Source organism: Achromobacter sp. LC458, from assembly GCF_001005835.2.
GTDB lineage: Bacteria > Pseudomonadota > Gammaproteobacteria > Burkholderiales > Burkholderiaceae_B > Achromobacter > Achromobacter spanius_B.
The window spans coordinates 100,241-120,773 of sequence record NZ_LBHW02000012.1 but is presented as its reverse complement, the minus strand read 5'-3'; the positions used below and the strand labels follow the sequence as shown (position 1 = coordinate 120,773).

General features: G+C 65.3%; 16 protein-coding genes, 1 tRNA gene and 1 riboswitch. Of the genes, 7 read left to right on the top strand and 10 right to left on the bottom strand.

Features of this window, described 5'->3' with window-relative positions:
* Positions 1-86 precede the first annotated feature (86 nt).
* The 6 genes from lpdA to cadR form a co-directional block, all read right to left on the bottom strand.
* Entirely contained in the window at positions 87-1,490 is a 1,404-nt protein-coding gene (lpdA, locus tag YH64_RS12775) for a dihydrolipoyl dehydrogenase (protein WP_046804597.1), read from the bottom strand.
* 2 nt (positions 1,491-1,492) lie between these two features.
* Positions 1,493-2,959, bottom strand: a complete 1,467-nt coding sequence (locus tag YH64_RS12770) for a dihydrolipoamide acetyltransferase family protein (RefSeq protein WP_046804596.1) — start codon at positions 2,957-2,959, stop codon at positions 1,493-1,495.
* A gap of 1 nt (position 2,960) precedes the next feature.
* Positions 2,961-4,004 (bottom strand): alpha-ketoacid dehydrogenase subunit beta, encoded by a 1,044-nt coding sequence (locus tag YH64_RS12765; protein WP_046804595.1) that lies wholly within the window; start codon positions 4,002-4,004, stop codon positions 2,961-2,963.
* Positions 4,005-4,006: 2 nt separating this feature from the next.
* A complete protein-coding gene (locus YH64_RS12760; RefSeq protein ID WP_046804594.1) occupies positions 4,007-5,239 on the bottom strand; it encodes a 3-methyl-2-oxobutanoate dehydrogenase (2-methylpropanoyl-transferring) subunit alpha in 1,233 nt (410 codons plus the stop codon).
* Positions 5,240-5,600: 361 nt separating this feature from the next.
* The gene (locus YH64_RS12755; protein WP_046804593.1) at positions 5,601-6,197 is read right to left on the bottom strand and encodes a nitroreductase; all 597 of its coding nucleotides are present in this window, start codon (positions 6,195-6,197) and stop codon (positions 5,601-5,603) included.
* A 124-nt stretch (positions 6,198-6,321) separates the two neighbouring features.
* Positions 6,322-6,756 (bottom strand): Cd(II)/Pb(II)-responsive transcriptional regulator, encoded by a 435-nt coding sequence (gene cadR, locus YH64_RS12750; RefSeq protein ID WP_046804592.1) that lies wholly within the window; start codon positions 6,754-6,756, stop codon positions 6,322-6,324.
* A gap of 99 nt (positions 6,757-6,855) precedes the next feature.
* Here cadR and YH64_RS12745 point away from each other — a divergent pair, with 99 nt between their 5' ends.
* The gene (locus YH64_RS12745; RefSeq protein WP_143215359.1) at positions 6,856-9,327 is read left to right on the top strand and encodes a heavy metal translocating P-type ATPase; all 2,472 of its coding nucleotides are present in this window, start codon (positions 6,856-6,858) and stop codon (positions 9,325-9,327) included.
* Positions 9,328-9,486: 159 nt separating this feature from the next.
* Here YH64_RS12745 and speG read toward each other — a convergent pair whose 3' ends face one another.
* Positions 9,487-10,071, bottom strand: coding sequence for a spermidine N1-acetyltransferase (gene speG / locus YH64_RS12740; protein WP_006218930.1), 585 nt, complete (start codon positions 10,069-10,071; stop codon positions 9,487-9,489).
* A gap of 319 nt (positions 10,072-10,390) precedes the next feature.
* On the opposite strand from speG, the gene YH64_RS12735 reads away from it, so the two are divergent.
* Positions 10,391-11,884: a M81 family metallopeptidase gene (locus YH64_RS12735; RefSeq protein WP_046804591.1), complete on the top strand. Its 1,494-nt coding sequence runs from the start codon at positions 10,391-10,393 to the stop codon at positions 11,882-11,884.
* Positions 11,885-11,925: 41 nt separating this feature from the next.
* Here YH64_RS12735 and YH64_RS12730 read toward each other — a convergent pair whose 3' ends face one another.
* Entirely contained in the window at positions 11,926-12,630 is a 705-nt protein-coding gene (locus YH64_RS12730) for a riboflavin synthase (RefSeq protein WP_046804590.1), read from the bottom strand.
* A 112-nt stretch (positions 12,631-12,742) separates the two neighbouring features.
* The gene (locus tag YH64_RS12725; RefSeq protein WP_046804645.1) at positions 12,743-14,176 is read right to left on the bottom strand and encodes an aldehyde dehydrogenase family protein; all 1,434 of its coding nucleotides are present in this window, start codon (positions 14,174-14,176) and stop codon (positions 12,743-12,745) included.
* A 465-nt stretch (positions 14,177-14,641) separates the two neighbouring features.
* On the opposite strand from YH64_RS12725, the gene YH64_RS12720 reads away from it, so the two are divergent.
* The 3 genes from YH64_RS12720 (at position 14,642) to YH64_RS12710 (ending at position 16,568) form a co-directional block, all read left to right on the top strand.
* Positions 14,642-15,445 carry a FadR/GntR family transcriptional regulator gene (locus tag YH64_RS12720; RefSeq protein ID WP_046804589.1) on the top strand — a complete coding sequence of 268 codons (804 nt, stop codon included), beginning with the start codon at positions 14,642-14,644 and terminating at the stop codon, positions 15,443-15,445.
* Between the two features lie 196 nt (positions 15,446-15,641).
* Positions 15,642-16,424 carry an exodeoxyribonuclease III gene (xth, locus tag YH64_RS12715; protein ID WP_046804588.1) on the top strand — a complete coding sequence of 261 codons (783 nt, stop codon included), beginning with the start codon at positions 15,642-15,644 and terminating at the stop codon, positions 16,422-16,424.
* A 68-nt stretch (positions 16,425-16,492) separates the two neighbouring features.
* A tRNA-Ala gene (locus YH64_RS12710) sits at positions 16,493-16,568 on the top strand.
* Between the two features lie 120 nt (positions 16,569-16,688).
* On the opposite strand, the gene YH64_RS12705 is transcribed toward YH64_RS12710, so the two are convergent.
* Positions 16,689-18,140 (bottom strand): sodium:solute symporter family protein, encoded by a 1,452-nt coding sequence (locus YH64_RS12705; RefSeq protein ID WP_046804587.1) that lies wholly within the window; start codon positions 18,138-18,140, stop codon positions 16,689-16,691.
* Between the two features lie 100 nt (positions 18,141-18,240).
* A riboswitch (TPP riboswitch) is annotated at positions 18,241-18,345 on the bottom strand.
* A 106-nt stretch (positions 18,346-18,451) separates the two neighbouring features.
* Here YH64_RS12705 and YH64_RS12700 point away from each other — a divergent pair.
* Positions 18,452-19,234, top strand: coding sequence for a 3-oxoacyl-ACP reductase (locus tag YH64_RS12700; protein WP_046804586.1), 783 nt, complete (start codon positions 18,452-18,454; stop codon positions 19,232-19,234).
* Positions 19,235-19,239: 5 nt separating this feature from the next.
* Positions 19,240-20,526 (top strand): LLM class flavin-dependent oxidoreductase, encoded by a 1,287-nt coding sequence (locus tag YH64_RS12695; protein WP_046804585.1) that lies wholly within the window; start codon positions 19,240-19,242, stop codon positions 20,524-20,526.
* Positions 20,527-20,533: the final 7 nt, after the last annotated feature.

The window sequence follows — 20,533 nt, the reverse complement described above, 5'->3', positions numbered from 1 at the left end:
GCCCGGCAACGGCCGTTAAGGACGACTACGGCCGGCAGCGGCGTTTGCCCCTACCGGCCGTGCATCTATCCGCGCACCAGGCCACGTCAGATGTGCAGCGCGTGGCCCAGCGCTTTCAACGCGGCTTCTTGAACGGCTTCGCCCAGCGTCGGATGCGCGTGGATGGTGCCCGCCACGTCTTCCAGGGTGGCGCCCATTTCCAGCGACTGGCCGAACGCCGTCGACAATTCCGACACGCCGCGTCCCACCGCCTGCCAGCCCACAATCAGATGGTTGTCGCGCCGGGCCACCACGCGGACAAAGCCGTCGGTGGACTCCAGCGTCATGGCGCGGCCATTGGCGGCAAACGGGAAGGACGCGGCCAGGCAGTCCAGCCCCGCGGCCTGGGCATCATCGGGCGACAAGCCCGCCACCACGACTTCCGGGTCGGTGAAGCACACGGCGGGAATGGAGGCCGGCTGAAAGTGGCGACGCTTGCCCGCCACCAGCTCCGCCACCATCTCGCCCTGCGCCATCGCGCGGTGCGCCAGCATCGGTTCACCGGCGATATCGCCAATGGCCCAGACGTCGCGCATCGACGTACGGCATTGGTCGTCGATACGCAGCGCATTGCCCTTGCGGTCCAGTTGCAGGCTTTCCAGGCCCCAACCCTGCGTGCGCGGCCGGCGGCCCACGGCGATCAGCACGCGGTCGGCCGGCAACAGGGTTTCGGCGCCTGACGCATCCTGGATGCGCACCGCATCGCCCGCGCCGTTCAGGCCCAGCACCTTGCGGCTCAGATGCAGCGACACACCCATCTTGGTCAGCGCGGCGGCGACGGGCTTGGTCAGTTCGGCGTCGTAGGTGGGCAGGATGCGGTCCTGCGCTTCCACCACGGCAACTTGCGCGCCCAGTTTACGGTACACGGTGCCCAGTTCCAGGCCGATATAGCCGCCGCCCACCACCACCAACTGCTTGGGGATGGACGTGGGCGACAAGGCCTCGGTGGACGACACCACCATGCCGCCAAACGGCATCGACACCAGCGGCGTGGGTTCGGACCCGGCCGCCAGCAGCAGGTGTTCGCACTGGATGCGCAAGGTGCCGCCGTCGGCGGTGGCCACTTCGGCCGTCTTGCCGTCCAGCAGGCTGGCCCAGCCCTGCACCACCTGCACGCCGTTTTTCTTCAGCAGCGCGCCCACGCCGCCCGTCAGCTTGCCCACGATGCCGTCCTTCCAGGACACCGTGCGCGCAATGTCGATGGCGGGCTGGGATACCGAGATACCCAGGGCAGATTCGCCCGCGTAGTGACGTGCCTTGTCGAATTCCTCGGCCGCGTGGATCAGCGCCTTGGACGGGATGCAGCCGATGTTCAGGCAGGTGCCGCCCAGCTGCGCGCCTTCGACCAGGATGGTCGGCACGCCCAGCTGGCCGGCGCGGATGGCGGCCACGTACCCGCCCGGGCCGCCGCCGATCACCAGCAAGGTCGTTGTCTTTGTGATCTGGCTCATGCTTACTCCACGAAAAGCAGCGCGGGTTGTTCCAGCAGCGCGCGCACCGCCTGGATGAAGCGCGCCGCGTCCATGCCGTCCACCACGCGGTGGTCGAACGACGACGACAGGTTCATCAGCTTGCGCGCCACCACGGCGCCGTTGCGGAAGGCGGGCCGTTCAACGATCCGGTTCACGCCGACGATGCCGACCTCGGGGTGGTTGATGACCGGCGTGGTCACGATGCCGCCCAAGGGCCCCAGGCTGGTGATCGTGATGGTGGACCCGGTCAGCTCGTCGCGCCCGGCCGTGCCGCTGCGCACCGCTTGCGCCAGGCGCCCGATCTCGGCCGCCATGGACCACAGGTCGCGCGCTTCGGCGTGTCGCATCACGGGCACCATCAGGCCGCCATCGCTTTGCGTCGCGATGCCGATATGCACGGCGCCGTAACGCGTCACCACGCCGCCTTCGTCGTCATAGCGCGCATTGATCTGCGGAAAATCTCGCAACGCCACGACCATGGCGCGCGCCAACAACGGCAGCAAGGTTAGCTTGCCGCGCGACTCGCCCCATTTTTGGTTGAGCTGCACGCGCAGGTCTTCCAGTTCGGTCACGTCGATTTCCTCGACGTAGCTGAAATGCGGAATGCGGCGCTTGGACTCGGCCATCTTCTGCGCGATCTTGCGGCGCAAACCGATGACGGGCACCACGTCCTGGTCATGGCGTTCCACATACGCCGACCCGCCGCGCACCGCGTTGCCTGTGCCTTGCGATTGCAGATAGGCGTCCAGGTCTTCGTGCATGACGCGGCCGGCCGGGCCGCTGCCGGCAACAAAGCGCAGTTCGATACCCAAGTCCCAGGCGCGCTTGCGCACGGCGGGCGAGGCCAACGGTTTATCGCCCGGCTGGCGCGGCACGGCGGGCGCGGCGGAAGAAGCGGATGCGGATCGCGCGGCTTGTTGCCCGGGTTGATGCCCCGCTTGTCGAGAAGATTGCGCACTGGCTTGTTGATTGCCTTTGGGCTGGGCCGGTGCAGCAGCCGAGGCAGACGCCGGCGCCATGGACGCGGCGATCTGGCCCGCGATGCCGCCGGCTTTCGCGCCGGCAGCCCCGCCAGCAGCCCCGCCAGCATTCCCGCCAGCTTCAGCCTGCGCGGACGTGGACGCCGACGCGTCGTCGCCTGCCGGCTGGGCCGGTGCCGATGCGCCCTGCTTCGGCGCGCCCGAGCCCGGTCGCACATTGCCCTCGCCTTCCACTTCCAGGCGAATCAATTCCCCGCCCACGGCCATCACCTGGCCCACGTCGCCACCCAGCGCGATCACTTTGCCGACGACCGGCGACGGGATTTCCACCGTGGCCTTGTCGGTCATCACATCGGCCAGCGGCTGGTCTTCGGCAACCGTGTCGCCCACCTTGACGTGCCAGCCCACCAGTTCGACCTCGGCAATGCCTTCGCCGATGTCGGGCATCTTGATGATATGAATGCCCATGTCACACCTCCATCGCGCGTTTGAACGCTTCGCCAACCCGGCGCGGGCCGGGGAAGTACGCCCATTCCTGCGCATGCGGGTAGGGAGTATCCCAACCGGTCACGCGCTCGACGGGCGCCTCCAGGTGATGGAAGCAATGCTCTTGGACCAGCGCAATCAATTCCGCGCCATACCCGCAGGTGCGCGTGGCTTCGTGCACCACGACGCAGCGGCCGGTCTTCTTCACGGAATTGACGATGGTCTCCAGATCCAGCGGCCACAGGCTGCGCAGGTCGATGACCTCGGCGTCGATGCCGGTTTCTTCGGCGGCGGTCAGAGACACATAGACCGTGGTGCCGTAGGTCAGCACCGTCAGCGCGTTGCCGGGGCGCACGATGGCGGCGGTGTCCAGCGGCACGGTGTAGTAACCGGTGGGTACCACGCTGCCGGGGCGGCCGGTCCACGGCGTCACGGGGCGATCATGGTGGCCGTCGAAGGGGCCGTTATACAGCCGCTTGGGTTCCAGGAAGATCACCGGGTCATCGTTCTCGATGGACGCAATCAACAGGCCCTTGGCGTCATAGGGGTTGGACGGCATTACCGTGCGCAGCCCGCAGACCTGCGTGAACATGGCTTCGGGGCTTTGGCTGTGGGTCTGGCCGCCGTAGATGCCGCCGCCGCAGGGCATGCGGATCGTCATCGGGGCGATGAATTCGCCCACCGAGCGATAGCGCAGGCGCGCGGCCTCGGACACGATCTGGTCGGAGGCGGGGTAGAAATAATCCGCGAACTGGATTTCGCAAACGGGCCGCAAGCCGTAGGCGCCCATGCCGACGGCCACGCCGACGATGCCGCCTTCGGAAATGGGCGTGTCGAACACGCGCGAGCTGCCGTACTTGGTTTGCAGGCCTTCGGTGCACCGGAACACGCCGCCGAAATAGCCGACGTCTTGTCCGAACACCACCACGTTGTTGTCACGCTCCAGCATCACATCCATGGCCGAGCGCAAAGCCTGGATCATGGTCATCGGCGCCGAGGCCGGACCAGCGTTGTTATCGATTGCCATGGTCAGACTCCGAGCTGCTGGCGCTGCCGGCGCAGATGCTCCGGCATGTCCTTGTAGACGTCTTCAAAGATGCTGGCGGCGCTGGGGACGTGACCGTCCACCAGGGTGCCGTAGCTTTCCGCTTCCTTTTGGGCCGCCACGATCTCGGCGTCGAGCTCGGCGCGCACGGCGTCGTGTTCTGCGTCGGACCAGATGCCAAGCCCGATCAGGTGCTTCTTGAAGCGTTCGATCGGGTCGCCCAGCGGAAAGTGCGCCCAGTCATCGCCAGGCCGGTATTTGGAAGGGTCGTCGGAAGTCGAGTGCGGGCCGGCGCGGTAGGTCACCCATTCGATCAGGGTTGGGCCCAAGTTGCGGCGGGCGCGTTCGGCGGCCCAGCGCGAGGCGGAATACACCGCCAGGAAATCGTTGCCATCCACGCGCAGCGACGCAATGCCGCAGCCCACGCCGCGCCCGGCGAAGGTGGCGCCTTCGCCGCCGGCAATCGCCTGGAACGTCGAAATGGCCCACTGGTTGTTCACCACGTTCAGGATGACCGGCGCGCGATACACGTGCGCGAAGGTCAGCGCGGTGTGGAAGTCGGCTTCGGCGGTGGCGCCGTCGCCGATCCAGGCCGAGGCGATGCGGGTGTCGCCCTTGATGGCCGACGCCATCGCCCAGCCCACCGCCTGGATGAACTGCGTGGCCAGGTTGCCGGAAATCGTGAAAAAGCCGTTGGGTCGGTCGGAATACATGACCGGCAGCTGGCGACCCTTGAGCGGATCGCGCTCGTTGGACATCAGCTGGCACATCATCGTCACCAGCGACACATCGCGCGACAGCAGGATGCTTTGCTGGCGATAGGTGGGAAAACACATGTCGCCCTGTTCCAGGGCCAGCGCGTGAGCGGAGCCGATGGCTTCCTCGCCCAGGCTTTGCATGTAGAACGAAATTTTCTTCTTGCGCTGGGCCGTCAGCATGCGCCCGTCGAAGATGCGCGTCTTCAGCATGGCCCGCATGCCGGCGCGCATCAGATCGTTGCTGATCTCGGGCGCCCATGGCCCGACCGCGCGGCCGTCGTCGTCGATCACTCGCACCAGGCTGTACGCCAGCGCGCCGGTATCGACCGGGGCAACATCAATGGGGGGTTTGGGCACCTCGCCGGGCGGCGATAGATGCAGATAGGAAAAGTCGGTCTTGCAACCCGGACGCCCTGTAGGCTCGGGGACGTGCAACTTCAACGGCCCATACTGGCTCATATATTGTCTCCACGCTTGATCGTGTCACGCGTTTTCTTCCTACCAAGGCATTGCCAAGGGCGTGTGACCCCAAGCGCAGCCATCGTCGGCACGCGCATAGGGATAAATATGCGTGGCCGTCGACGAGATTAGCACAGGGGACAGGGTCGTTGAGGGGCCAGCCAAGCGCTTGCGACCGGGGTGGACCTAGGGGTTTTCCACGCTTTACCCGCAGGGGTGCCCGGTGGCATGTCGCGTGCGTGGCGATGCGTTTGCCAGGAAAGACCGAGCCATAGGTGGACGTAAAAAAAGCGCCTCTTTCGAGGCGCTTGGACGCTTTGGGTGCTTCGGGTGCTTGCCACGCTTTCAATATCGGCTGCAATCAGACCGGGCCGGTCCACTCCGAGACGAACTCGCGGTAATCAGGCCGATTGGCCGGCGGCACGGCGCAACCCGGCGTGCCGATGGCCAGGTAACCCAGGAAGCGGTAGTCCAGCGAATCCAGGCCCAAGGCGTTCTGCACGTCTTCAACGTAGGTGCCCACGCCGGTGCTCCAGAACGCGGCGTAGCCCAGCATGTGCGTGGCGTTCAGGATGTTCATGACCGCGCAGCCGGTGGCCAGCAGCTGTTCGTGTTCGGGAATCTTGGTGTTGCCGTGGGCGATTTTCTGCGCCACGCCGATAAACAGCGGCACGCTGGCCATCCATTCGCGCACCGACTTTTCTTTCTCGGGCGTCATGCGCGGGTCGCCGCTGCGCTTGACGGCATCCAGCGCTACGTCCGCCAACTTGCCGATGGCCTCGCCTTGAATCACGACAAAGCGCCACGGGCGCAAGGCACCGTGATCGGGCGCCGACATGGCGGCTTGCAGGATCTGTTCCAGCTCGTCCGGCTTGGGAGCCGGCGCGCGCAGGAACTTAAAGGAACGGCGCGAGGTCAGCGCGTGCAGCGGGGTGGCGGTGGGGGTGGTGGCAGTCATTGAGTCGGGCGCTTTTGTAAAAAAGACAGATTCTCATATTAAGCGATGCCGTCCGGCCGATAGGGGTATCCCCTGCCCGGCGGCAAGGGCATCGCCGCGAATGGGTGGCGGTCAGGCCGGGGATTCACCCGAGATGCGTATGCCGTTCCTGGCGCTCTTCCACCTGCATTTCGGACAAGCCATGCAGGATGCCGCAATCGTCCGTATCCGGGCGCGCGGACAGGCAGCGCTGGCGCAATTCGGTCAGTTGGGCTTTCAGTTGCAGAAGCTCGGCGATGCGTTCATCCACATGCGAGATGTGTTCGTCGAACAGCTCATTAATAGGGCCACAACCCTTCTGGTGGTTGTCGGCCAGGGACAGGATCGCGCGGATTTCATCCTGCGTCATGTCCAGCGCCCGGCAATTGCGGATCAGGCGCAGACGTTCCAAATGGGCCTGGCCGTAACTGCGGTAATTATTAAGCCCGCGGTCGGGCGCGGGCAGCAGGCCTTCTTTTTCGTAATAACGCACGGTTTCGACCGTAGTGCCGGCCGCCGTCGCCAATTCGCCGATTCGCATCACGCCTCCTGGAACGCATTCCGAGTGAAATTTTGGGCTTGACCCTATAGTAACTCCAAGGTGTGCAATGGCGTCATCCGTTTCAACAAGGCGCAGAAGATGGCTTTTCCTCCGATCAAATCGCACGATCACCGCGCTGGCGGGCAGGCCGACGCCTGCTGCAGCGGGCATGACCACGCCCACGGGGACCACGAGCACGACCACGCCACGCATGACCACGCCGCCCACGACCGCGGTCAGGGCGGCCATGACCATAGCCATGGCACGGGCGGGCACGATCACAGCCAGCGCCATAGCCATGGCTCGGACAAGCACGGGCACGATCACGATCACAGCCACGGCCATGAGCACAATCACGCCCCCGCCCCCACCGCCTGCTGCGGCCATGACCATGGCGGGCAGGCATTTACGGCGTCGGCCAGCGGCGCGGCGACGCTTACGGCCGGCCCCGGCCAGGCGCTGGCGCGGTTGCGCATCGGGCAGATGGACTGCCCCACCGAAGAAACCCTGATCCGCAAAAAACTCGACGGCCTGGACGTCGTGCACGCGCTGGACTTCAACCTGATGCAACGGGTGCTGACGGTGGTGCACGCCGAGGGCGCGCTGGACCGGGTCATCGCGGCCATCAAGTCGCTGGACATGACGCCGGAACCCCTGGCGGACGGCGCCGCGGGCACCCCCGCCGCCGCCAGCCGCGTGAACTGGTGGCTGATCGGCGGGGCCGGCGTGCTGGCCGCGCTGTCCGAGTTTTCGCATTTCGCGGGCTGGCACTGGGGCGTCACGGCCGCGCTGGCCGTGGCAGCCATTCTGGCTTGCGGCGTCACCACCTACCGCAAGGGCTGGATCGCCGTGCGCAACGGCAACCTGAACATCAACGCGCTGATGAGCATCGCCGTGACCGGCGCGGTGCTGATCGGCCAGTGGCCCGAAGCCGCCATGGTGATGTTCCTGTTCAACGTGGCCGAGCTGATCGAAGCCCGTTCGCTGGACCGCGCCCGCAACGCCGTGCGCGGCCTGCTGGACCTGGCGCCCGAAACCGCCACCGTGCGTCAGGCCGATGGCGCCTGGCTTGAGGTGCCGGCCGCGCAACTGAGCGTGGGCGATGTGGTGCGCGTACGCCCCGGCGAACGCATTGCGGCCGACGGCATCATCGTCAGCGGCCGTTCCACCGTGGACCAATCGCCGATCACCGGTGAAAGCCTGCCCGTGGAAAAGGCGCAGGACGACCCCGTCTACGCAGCCACCGTGAACGCCGCAGGCTCGTTCGAATACCGCGTCACCGCCGCAGCCGGCAACACCACGCTGGCCCGCATCATCCATGCCGTCGAGCAGGCGCAAGGCGCTCGCGCCCCCACGCAACGCTTCATCGACCGCTTCTCGCGCATCTACACGCCCGCCGTGGTGGCGGTGGCGCTGCTGGTGGCAACCGTGCCCCCGCTGCTGTGGGGCCAACCCTGGTTTGACGCGATCTACCGCGCATTGGCGCTGCTGATCATTGCCTGCCCCTGCGCCTTGGTGATTTCGACGCCGGTCAGCATCGTCAGCGGCCTGACGGCGGCCTCGCGCCGGGGCATCCTGATCAAGGGCGGCGTGTATCTGGAAGAAGGCCGCAACCTGAAGTGGCTGGCGCTGGACAAGACCGGCACGCTGACCCACGGCAAACCGGTGCAGACCGACCTGCAAGACTGGGACGTGTCCGACGCCACCCGCCACCCCGCCACGTTGATCGCGGCCAGCCTGGCGGCGCGCTCGGACCACCCCGTGTCGCTGGCCGTGGCGAACGCGGCACGCGAGGCCGGCAAGACGCTGCTGGACGTGGACGCCTTCACCGCCCTGCCCGGCCGTGGCGTCAGCGCGCGGATCGATGGCGTGACCTTCCAATTGGGCAACCGCCGCCTGATGCGCGACGCGGGCGTGTCCAGCCCCAAGCTGGAAGCCCGCATGGACGAATTGGAACGCCAGGGCAAAAGCGCCATCGCATTGACCGACGGGCAGCGCGTGCTGGCATTGGCCGCTGTGGCCGACACGGTCAAACCCAGCAGCGCCGAGGCCATCGCCGACCTGCACGCGCTGGGGGTGCGCACGCTGATGCTGACCGGCGACAACACGCCCACCGCGCAAGCCATCGCGCAGCAGGTGGGCATAGACGAAGCGCGGGGAGATCAGTTGCCGGAAGACAAGCTGACCGCCATCGAAAGCAAGCTGGCGGCCAACGAGGCAAGCGCCGGCAAGGTGGGCATGGTGGGCGACGGCATCAACGATGCCCCCGCACTTGCCCGCGCCGACATCGGTTTTGCGATGGGCGCGGCCGGCACGGGAACGGCAATTGAAACGGCGGACGTCGCCCTGATGGACGATGACCTGCGCAAGATCGGAACATTTTTGCGCCTGTCACGCGCCACCCACCGCGTGCTGATCCAGAACATCGTGCTGGCGCTGGGTATCAAGGTGGTGTTCCTGGCGCTGGCCATGACGGGCAACGCCACGCTGTGGATGGCCGTGTTCGCCGATGTGGGCGCCAGCCTGCTGGTGGTGGCCAACGGCCTGCGTCTGCTGCGCGCGGCGCAGTGATGCGGGCGCGGCAGTGATGTAGTGACGCAGTGATGCTGTGATGCAGTGATGCAGTGATGCAGTGATGCAGTGATGCAGTGATGCAGTGATGCAGTGATGCAGTGACGCAGTGATGCAGTGACGCAGTGATGCAGTGACGCGTTGGCGGGACGGGCTTGCTTAGCCCGTCTGCTCTTCCTGCGGCCAGTCGCGCAACACCGGTGCATCGGGTGCACCGGGGCCGACGTCGCGCAGGTGTTCGTGTTGCAGCAGCGCCATGCGGTAGGCGTCGCGATAGGCGCCGTTGGAAAAGAACTCTTCCTTCATCAGCCCTTCGATCTGGAAGCCGCAGCGTTCGTAGACGTGCACGGCGGCGGTATTGTCCTTGTCGACCACCAGATAAACCTTGTGCATGTTCAGCACGCGAAACGCATAGCCCACGGCGATGCGAGTGGCCGCCTTGGCGTAACCCCGGCCCTGGTAGCTGGGCGCAATGATGATCTGGAATTCGGCACGGCGGTGGATGTAGTCGATTTCAACCAGTTCGACCAGACCGGCGGGCTGCCCGGTATCGTGCTCGATGATGAAGCGCCGTTCGTTTTGATCGTGCAGGTGGCGGTCATAGAGTGCGACCAGTTCGTCATAGGCCTCGTAGGGCTCTTCGAACCAGTACCGCATGATGACGTCGTTGTTGTTGATCTTGTGCACAAAGTGCAGATCGCCGCGCTCTAGGGGGCGAATTTTGATATCGGATATGACCGACATAAGAACCTCCGAAAGTGTCCCCATTGTATTCCGATTCGCCTCGAAACGACCGTCTTATGGGAATTTCAGAAATTTCTTGAACGTTCATGCGGCTTTCCAGCCATTTTTGCCTGGAAAGCATTGTCGTTACTGCCTTTGAATATCAAGACTTTCTAAAAACACCTTGCACGCCGGTCTGGCCCGGCGGCCAAGCCCCGCAGGCGGCGCAGCCCGGTTTTGCGCTATTGCCAAACCCTGGTACGTCTCCAATAATCGTCCCGTCGGCAACGGCTACGCCGCAAGACCACGACACACATTCAAAAATCCAAGAGGAAAAAACATGCACATCCTGGTGGCTGGATTCCAGCACGAGACCAATACCTTTGCGCCCTCCAAGGCCGGGTATGACAACTTTGTCCGCGGCGAAGGCTTTCCCGCGATGGTGCGCGGCCAGGACATGCTGGCGCTGCGTTCGGTCAACATTCCCGCCGGCGGCTTCATCAACGCCATCCAGGCGGCCGGGCACACCGTGCATCCGGTGATCTGGGCCGGCGCCAGCCCATCCGCGCACGTGACGCGTGACGCCTTCGAACGCATCGCCGGCGAAATCCTGGACGCCGCGCGCGCCCGCCCCTACGACGCCGTCTACCTGGACTTGCACGGCGCGATGGTGACCGAACACCTGGACGACGGCGAAGGCGAACTGCTGGCGCGCCTGCGCCAGATTGTCGGCCCCGCCGTGCCCGTGGTCGCCAGCCTGGACCTGCACGCCAACGTTACCGCGCAGATGCTGCAACAGGCCGATGCGCTGGTCGCCTTTCGCACCTATCCGCACGTGGACATGGCCGACACGGGCGAACACGCGGCCCGCCTCTTGCTGGCGCGCATTGCGGCGGGCGACCACTGGACGATGCACGTGCGCCGCCTGCCCTTCCTGATCCCGATCAACGGCATGTGCACCATGCTGCAACCGTCCAAAGGCGTGTACGACGCGCTGGCGCACCTGGAGCAAACGGCGGGCGTCACATCGATATCGTTCGCGCCGGGTTTTCCGGCAGCGGACTTTCCGGAATGCGGCCCCGTGGTGTGGGCGTACGGCACCGACGCGGCGGCCGTGGAACACGTCACTGAAACGCTATACCGGCAGGTGCTTGAGCTGGAACCGCAATGGTCGCCTGACTTCCTGGAACCGGCCGATGCCGTGCGGCGCGCCCAGGCGCTGGCCGCGGGCGCGTCTCGCCCCATCGTGATCGCGGATACGCAGGACAACCCCGGCGCGGGCGGCGACGCCAATACCACCGGCATGCTGCGCGCGCTGGTCGAGGCGGACGCGCAGAATGCCGCGCTGGGCCTGCTGTACGACCCGGACGCCGTGCGCGCCGCCACCGCCGCCGGCATCGGCCAGACCGTCACGTTAAGCCTGGGCGGGCAGTCCGGCGTTGCGGGCGATTCCCCGTTTACGGGGGACTTCGTCGTGGAAACGCTGTCGCCCGGCAAGCTTCGTTTTGATGGCCCGATGATGCACGGCATGGACGTGGACCTGGGCGCCGTGGCGGGCTTGCGTATCGGCGGCGTGCGCGTGGTGGTCAGCGCCAGCAAGGCGCAGATGCTGGACCGCAACCTGTTCCGCGTGGGCGGTGTGCAGCCTGAGGAAATGGGGATATTGGTCGTGAAAAGCTCGGTGCACTTTCGCGCCGACTTCCAGCCGATTGCGCACGACGTGCTGGTGGCCAAGGCGCCCGGCCCGATGCAGGCCGACCCGGCGGACCTGCCTTGGACGCGCTTGCAACCGGGTATGCGCGTACGCCCCGAGGGACGGCCCTTCGGGCAATGAAGCTGGGAGATAAACCGTCCGGGGTACGCGCCCCGGACGCGTTATTTCAGCTTGGCCCCCGGGCTGACAAAGTCTTCCAGTGTCAGCCCCTTTTCCTTCAGGATGGCTTCCAGCAGCGGTTGCAGCTTGCCCAGGCTTTCCTGCACCGTTTCGCGCACGGTATCGACCATGACCTGCGTGCTGCGCTCGATTTCAATGTTGACGAAGTCGCCCACCTGCTTGTCTTCGAACACTGTCATGCGCCGCGTTTCGGGAATCAGCCACACTTCAAACCAGCCTTCGGCGCGGTTCACTTCCGACACGGTCAGGCTGGCGCCGTTGATGGCGATATAGCCCTTGGCGAACACGTATTTGCGGAAAGCTTCGGGAATGCTGAAACGCATCAGGCGATTGGTGTCGGACGACTTCACCATGATGACTTCAGACGTGAAATCGACGTGCCCCGACAGCGGATGCCCGCCGATCTCGGCCCCGTCCTTGGCAGCGCGCTCGACGTTGGCGCGGTCGCCTTCGGCGTAGCTGCCCAGCGTGGTGATGGCCAGGCTTTGCAGCATCACGTCGAACGAGGCCTGGTTGTCGGACAGCAGTTCAGTGACGGTCAGGCAGACGCCGTCCGTCGATACGCTGGCGCCGATGGCCAGGTCTACACAGAAACCAGGGGGGAAATCCAGCGTGAAGGTGCGCAGGCCTTCGCGGTCCGCGATCTTTGCGATCGTCGCGGTGCCTTGAACAATACCGGTGAACATACAGATCCTGAATACGGGGCGGCGGGCCCCAGAAGCAAAACATCAACGTTAACCGATATTTTGCTCCGGACCGCCGCGCCGCATGCGGGTACCTGGCGTCACCCGCCAGCCATCAATGACGGATGGCGATGGTCTTGAGCGTGGTGAAGCCGTACAGCGCTTCAAAGCCCTTTTCGCGGCCATAGCCCGACTGGCGCGAGCCGCCAAACGGCAGTTCCACGCCGCCGCCGGCGCCATAGTTATTGATGAAGACCTGGCCGGCGCGCAGTTGGCGGGCCAGACGCATCTGGCGGGCCCCGTCGCGCGTCCACACGCCCGCCACCAGGCCGTACAGCGTGCCATTGGCGATTTCCAGCGCTTCCTGCTCGGTGTCGAACACCATGGCGGCCAGCACCGGGCCAAACACTTCTTCCTGCGCCAGGCGGCTGTTGGGCGGCACGTCGCGGAACAGCACGGGCGGCTGGTAGTAGCCCGACTCGGGCGCACCGTCCTGAAGCTGGCCGCGCGCGGCAACCTTCAAGCCTTCCGCTTGCGCTTCGGCCAGGAAACCGCGCACGCGATCGTGCTGGCGGCCGCTGATCAGCGGACCCACGTCCAGGTCCTTTGCGGCCGGGCCGGTAACGGTTGCGGCGAAGGCGTCCGACAGGCGCTTGAGCACCGTTTCGTACACGCCACGCTGAATCAATACGCGGCTGCCCGCCGAGCACGTCTGGCCGGCGTTCTGGATGATGGCGGCCAGCAGCACCGGCATGGCGGCGTCCAGGTCGGCGTCATCGAACACGATCTGAGGCGACTTGCCGCCCAGTTCCAGGGTCACCGGCACGTGGTTGTCGGCGGCGGCATGGGCCACCATCTTGCCGGTCTGCGGCGACCCCGTGAACGAGATATGGTCGATGCCGGGATGCGCCGACAGCGCCGCGCCCGCTTCATGGCCGTAGCCGGTGACGATGTTCAGCGCGCCCGCGGGCAGGCCGACTTCAGCGGCAATCTCGGCCAGCTTCAGCAGCGACAGGCACGCGTCCTCGGCGGGCTTGACCACGCAGGCGTTGCCGGCGGCCAGCGCCGCGCCAACGCTGCGGCCAAAGATCTGTAGCGGGTAGTTCCAGGGCACGATGTGGCCCGTCACGCCATGCGCTTCGCGCACGGTCAGCACGGTGAAGCCCGGGGTGTAGGGAATGGTCTCGCCATGCAGCTTGTCGACGGCGCCGGCATAGAACTCGAAATAACGCGCCACGGCGGCGGCGTCGGCGCGCGCCTGCTTGATGGGCTTGCCGGTATCGGCGGATTCCAGTTGAGCCAGCTCTTCCTGGCGGTCCAGCAGGGCAAACGCAATCTTCATCAGCAGGCGGCTGCGCACGGCGGGCGCCATCTGGCCCCACTCGCCTTCAAACGCCTGGCGCGCGGCCTGCACGGCGCGGTCTACGTCCGCCTCGCCGGATCGGGCAATCGCCTCGAAGGGCTTGCCATCGGACGGGTTCACGACGGCAATGGTTTCACCGGTGGCAGAGGCCACCCATTGATTGGCGATAAAGTTCTTCTGAGTCACGGTGTGCGGAGTAAAGTAGCGGCCGAACGGCCAGTTGCGGAAAAGGCGCCGACGCGCGCGCAACGTTCCCGGCACGATAAAAAGTGCAAGGTAGCGGTAGGTGTGCGGCAGCCCATATTGGCGGTGGTCGTGTTGTCTCGGATGCGGCCAGGCGGGCATTCCGGGTTTGCCGGTTCTTGCCGATGGCCGGGCGCAACGGGAAAGCCCGTGTCGCCGTCCGCGCGTCAGCGGCGCGGGCGATGTCGTTTGTGGCAAATTACGGGAGGCCGGCATAACTTGTCAATTGAATTGACAGCTTTCTATCCAAGGCTCGGAATTTTTGACTAAGGATGCGGGTAATCCCTTATCTATCAGACGGTTACTGATCTGTGCCTACCCTGGAATTTTTCCCGGATACCGCGATGTTGTCATGGCGACTGACAAACTTCCGCTTTCTTCACGCTATTCACTTTCAGGAACGCGCCAATGAGCAACGAGCGTGACCCGCAGCTGGACGCACTACTGGAATCCGCTTCCCGTCCCCGCCCCGAATTGGACGTGCTGGCGGACGTGGCCTCTGGCCTGGGCTATGTCCGCGCCGAGCGCTTTGCCGAACGCGTCTACGAAAGCCTGTTCTACGCCATCGCCACCGGCAAGATCGCGCCGGGCAACAAGCTGCCCACTGAATTGGAATTGGCCGCGCTGTTCGAGGTGTCGCGCCCGGTGGTCCGACAAGCGCTGGACCGCCTGCGCGAAGACCGGTTGGTGGACTCCATCCGAGGCTCCGGCACCTACGTGCGCGCCAAGCCCGACCTGATGGGCGGCATGCCCGCCGTTGACCCGGCGCGCCGCGTCGGCCACATCCTGGAAGGCCTGGAACTACGCATGGTGATCGAGCCCGAATGCGCATACCTGGCCGCCCTGCGCCGCAGCAGCGACGACTTGCACGACATGGACCGCATGCTGACGGGCTACGAAGAAGCCGACGCCTCCGGCGCCATCGCGCATCACTACGACTACGGCTTTCACCAAGCCATCGCCGCCGCCACCAGCAACCAGCGCTTCGTGCAAGTGCTCAAGTCACTGGAATACGACGTCAGCCACGCCGTCAACGTCATGCGCCACCTGGTCCACAGCGAACCCTGGAAACGCACCCGCGCCGCCATCGACGAACACCGCCACCTGTACCGCTTGATCCAGGCCCAAGACGCCGACGGCGCCCGCAACGTCATGCGCTCCCATATCGAAAAGGCCAAGAGCCGGATGCTCAATAGCGGGTCTGAGCATTGATACGAGCGCAGGCGAGCCAGCCACCGCGAGTCGCGCCTGCATCCGAAGCTTCGCCGTCGCCACGGTATCATCTGCCCCTATTCCTGGCGCCCGCCGACGCCCCTACCGGAGAACTGGCCAGACAAGTTGCTGAGCCGGCCTCGGCAGGGCGACCTCGCCAAGACTCGCATGAATAAATAAAGGCCCTACCAGACACATGAAATTAGCTACCTGGAACGTGAACTCCCTGAATGTACGCCTGCAGCAAGTGCTGGATTGGCTGGCTGCCAATCCCGTCGATGTGCTGTGCATCCAGGAACTGAAGCTGACCGACGACAAGTTTCCGGAGGCGGCGTTCAAGGAAGCCGGTTACCACGCAGTTTGGGCGGGGCAGAAAACGTATAACGGCGTGGCGATTGTGTCGCGCGTGCCGGGTACGTCGATGGTGCGCAATATTCCCGGCTACGAAGATCCGCAGCAACGCGTGCTGGCGCTGACGTTTCCCAGCCCCGAAGGCGACGTGCGCGTTGTTTGTGCGTACTGCCCCAATGGTCAGGCGGTGGATTCGGACAAGTATTTGTACAAGCTGGCCTGGTTTGACGCCATGCGCAACTGGCTGGCCGAGGAAATCAAGCAGTATCCGCGCTTGGCGGTACTGGGTGACTACAACGTCGCCCCCGCCGATGAAGACGTGCACAACCCCGAGAAATGGGAAGGCCAGGTGCTGGTGTCTGAACCGGAACGCGCGGCTTTGCGCAGCCTGATGGAGCTGGGCCTGACCGATTCGTTCCGCCTGTTCGAGCAGCCCGAAAAGTCGTTTTCGTGGTGGGATTACCGGCAATTCGCCTTCCGTCGCAATGCCGGCCTGCGGATCGACCACGTGTTGTTGTCGGCCCCGCTGGTCAAGCGCTGCGTGGCCTGCGTCATCGACAAAGAGCCGCGCCGCAACGAGCAGCCGTCGGACCACGCGCCGGTGGTGGCCACCCTGGAATTCGTCTGAAAATAATTGCGCCGCGCCGTATTGCGCGGCGCTTTATTGTTCAGGTATAGTTTTGCTCTTGCTTCATTGGGGCGGTAGCTCAGCTGGGAGAGCGTCGCGTTCGCAATGCGAAGGTCGGGAGTTCGATCCTCCTCCGCTCCACCAATATTCCAGACAAGAAAGCCTTGGACACCGCAACGTGTTCCAAGGCTTTTTTGTTTTGGCTGGCGGCGCGGGATCGGGCCGGAATTCAGGCCGGAATTCCGGCCATATTTCAAGCCACCATCAGGCCGGGTCCTTGTCCAAACGGCGCACCGCCGCGCTCAGTGTCGACAGATCAAACTCCTTGACGCCGCGACGCATCCCGCGCATCAACACGGTGACCAGCACCGGGACAAAGGCGGCCAGCAGGAACGATTCGAGCAGAAACGTAGGCTTGTCGCCCGGCGCCGGAAAGAAGAAAAGCCCGGCCGCCAGCCCCGCGACCGTCGCGGTCGTTGCGGTGGCGCCATCGTGCTTGCGGCTGAACAGGCCATAGAACACCGGAAACGCGGCGGCCGAGCACAGCAGGTCGGCCAGCAGGAACAGATACAGCACGCTATAGCCCTGCGAGGCCACGATCATCACCGGAATCGCCAGCAGCAACACCGCCCAGCGCGCCAGACGCTTCATGTCCATGCCGGTGGCGCGCGGCATCAGGCGGCGCATATCCACCGCCACGATGCTGGACACGGCGCTGATGGCGGTGTCGGCCGTGCTCATGACCAACGACAGGCCCAACGGGATCAGCGCGATCACGAACCAGGCGGGCGCGTGCGGCATGATGACGCTGAACAGCGCGATGGAACTATCGCCCTGCGGCGCCAGCCCGACAAACGCCAGGCCGAACAAACCCATCAGGAAGATGAACGGCGCGGCCAGGATACCCCCCAGCAAAAAGCCATTGCGCATTGACCGCGTGTCTTTGGCGGCATAGATGCGCTGCCAATTGCCCTGGTGGAAGATGCCGGTCAGCAAAATCGCCACGAAGAAGGTCAGGCCGGCTTTGACGCCCACGGGATCGGTCAGATCCAGCAGCTGTGGCGCCTTGGCGCGTAAAGCCTCGATCGTCGGCAACGCCCCGCCCGCCGCCTGCCAGCCCACCACGCAAAGAATCACCAGCAGCGGCACGATGACCATCATCTGCACCTGATCGGTGAAGATCGATGATCGCAAGCCGCCATACGTGGTGTAGAGCAGCGTCGTGCCCATCACGATGGCGGCGGTGGCCCACAGCGGCACCGGCGCCAGCATGGTGACCAGCTTGGCAATGGCCGTGACCTCGGCCGACAGCGCGATGAACAGGTAGAACAGCATGATGAACAGCGCCAGCCCGTACATGGGCCGTCCGTACCGTGCCATCAGGAATTCCGTCAGCGTGTGACCGTGCGGGATCAGTTCCCGCATGCGCCGCCCCAACGGGATCATGACCAGGCGCGGCGACATGGACCCCAGCGCGTAGCCGATAACCGCCGCCAAGCCGCCCCAGGTGGCGGCCTGCGCCGGCGAAAACAGAATCCAGGCGCCCAGCGTGGACGCCATCAGCGTCAGGATGGTGCCAAAAGCGCCCTGGCTGTTGCGCGCCACGATGTAGTCTTCCAGCGTGCCGCGCTTGCGTCGCGTATACAGCACGCTGGCGGCGGCAAAGCCACCCGAAAAGAGCAGCAGCCACATCAAGGCGGTGGTTTGGGTCAGCATGGAAAGCGGTCCTCCCTGGCCCGGCAAACGGCCGGACGCGCGTTGCGGCCCCGTCCGCAAGGCGGGCCGCTGATGGATCAAAGCACTAGGGAGGGCGCGCGAATGGCGCGATGTCCTTCCCTTCGCCGGCATTACCCGGATCAGGTTCAAAGGGTTACCGCGACAACGCGGAATCTCAGCCAAACAGGCTCCCCCAGGAATTGCCGCAAGATTAGGGTCGCGGCAAGCCAATGTCAACGCATCGATTTATGCTAAGTTCGCCCGCTTGCGGCACCTGATTGCACGCGTGCCGGTGAACCGACGAGCCCACCATGCCCATTGCCCACCCCGCCCCCGCCTTGAATGAACAACTGGTAATCGTGACGGGAGGCGCCCGCGGATTGGGTGCGCACATCACGCGGGCCTTTTTGCGGGAAGGCGCAAAGGTGGTGATCAATTACCTGAACAGCGCCCAGGCCGCGCAGGCGCTGGCCGCCACCGCGCCGCAACGGACGCTGGCGGTTCAGGCCGACGTGCGCGACGCAACCGCCGTCGCCGCCATGATCGCCCAGGCGCAAAGCCACTTCGGCATGCCCGTCACCACGGTGGTCAACAACGCCCTGCCCGCCTTTGCCTTCAACGGCGACGCGCGCCCCCATGCCGACACGCTGACCTGGGACCACTTGAATCAGCAGATCGAAGGCAGCGTGCGCGGCGCGCTGAACACGACGCAAGCCGCCCTGCCCGGCATGCGCCAGGCTGGGGTGGGCCGCATCATCAACATCGGCACCAACCTGGTCCAGAACCCGGTGGTGCCGTATCACGACTACACCGCCGCCAAGGCCGCGCTGCTGTCGTTCACTCGCACGCTGTCGCAGGACCTGGGGCCCGACGGCATCACGGTCAACATGGTGTCCGGCGGCCTCTTGCGCACCACTGACGCGTCGGCCGCCACGCCAGAAGCCGTGTTCGACCTGATCGCCGCCAGCACGCCGCTGCGCGCCGTCACCACGCCGGAACAGTTCGCCGATGCCGTGCTGTTCTTTGCCAGCCCCTGGTCGCGCAGCGTCACCGGCCAGAACCTGGTCGTGGACGGCGGCCTCGTGAAGAACTGATCGCCATGTTGCACCTGAACCTGTTCATCTTCGGCTGCGGCCACCACCGCGCCGCCTGGCGGCATCCGGACTCGGCTGCTGAACGCCTGGGCGATATCCGCTATTACGAATCGCTGGCGCGCACGGCGGAACGCGGCAAGCTGGACGCCATTTTTTTCGCCGACGGCCAGTCCACCGACAACATCGGCGACGGCCCGCGCTGGTACCTGGAGCCGCTGACGACCATGGCCGCCATCGCGCGCGCCACCACGCACATCGGCTTGATCAGCACCGTGTCCAGCACCTTTTTCACGCCGTTCCACGCGGCGCGCATGGTGGCGTCGCTGGACCACATATCGGGCGGACGCATGGGCTGGAACGTCGTCACGTCGATGTTCGACGCCGAAGCCCGCAACCACGGCTTTGAAGCCATGCCGGGGCACGACTGGCGCTACGCGCGCGCCGAAGAATTCGTGGACGTAGCGTTGCGCTTGTTTGATTCATGGAAGGACGATGCCCTGGCCATCGACCGCAACGGCGTCTATGGCGTGCCCGAGCGCGTGCGCCCGATCCACCATCACGGCGACCACTTCCTGGTGGACGGCCCGCTGACCGTGCCACGCCCGCCCCAGGGCCACCCCGTTCTGTTCCAGGCCGGCGCATCCGACCAAGGCCGCGACCTGGCCGCCCGGCGAGCCGAGGCGATCTACGCCGTGGCCTATGACCTGCCGGCCGCGCAATCGTATTACCGCGACATCAAGCAACGCGTACGCGACGCAGGGCGCACCGCCTTCGTGCCCATCATGCCGGGGCTGGTTACGTACGTGGGGTCAACCGAAGCCGAAGCCCGCGCCAAACAGCGCGAGCTGGACGTGTTGCTGCCCAGCGACGCATCGCTACGGCAGTTGGGCACCTTCGTGCTGCAAGATTGCAGCACCTGGGAGCTGGACGCTCCCGTGCCGGCGCTGGTGCCGCTGCATGAATTCAAGGGCCCCAAGGGCCGCTACGCCACCATTTTGCGCATCATTGAAACCGAGCAACCCACCGTGCGACAACTGCTGGGCCGCCTGGCGGCGGGTGGCGGCCACTGCACGATGGTGGGCACGCCCGAGCAAATCGCAGACCGGATGGAACACTGGTTCCGTAACGAAGGCGCCGACGGCTTCAACCTGATGCCGCCGTCGCTGCCGGGCGGCATCGATGACTTCGTGGACCAGGTGGTGCCGGTGTTGCAGCGGCGCGGCTTGTTTCGTACGGAATACGAACACACTACGCTGCGGGGGCATCTGGGGCTGGAGCGGCCGGCGGGATAGACCATGC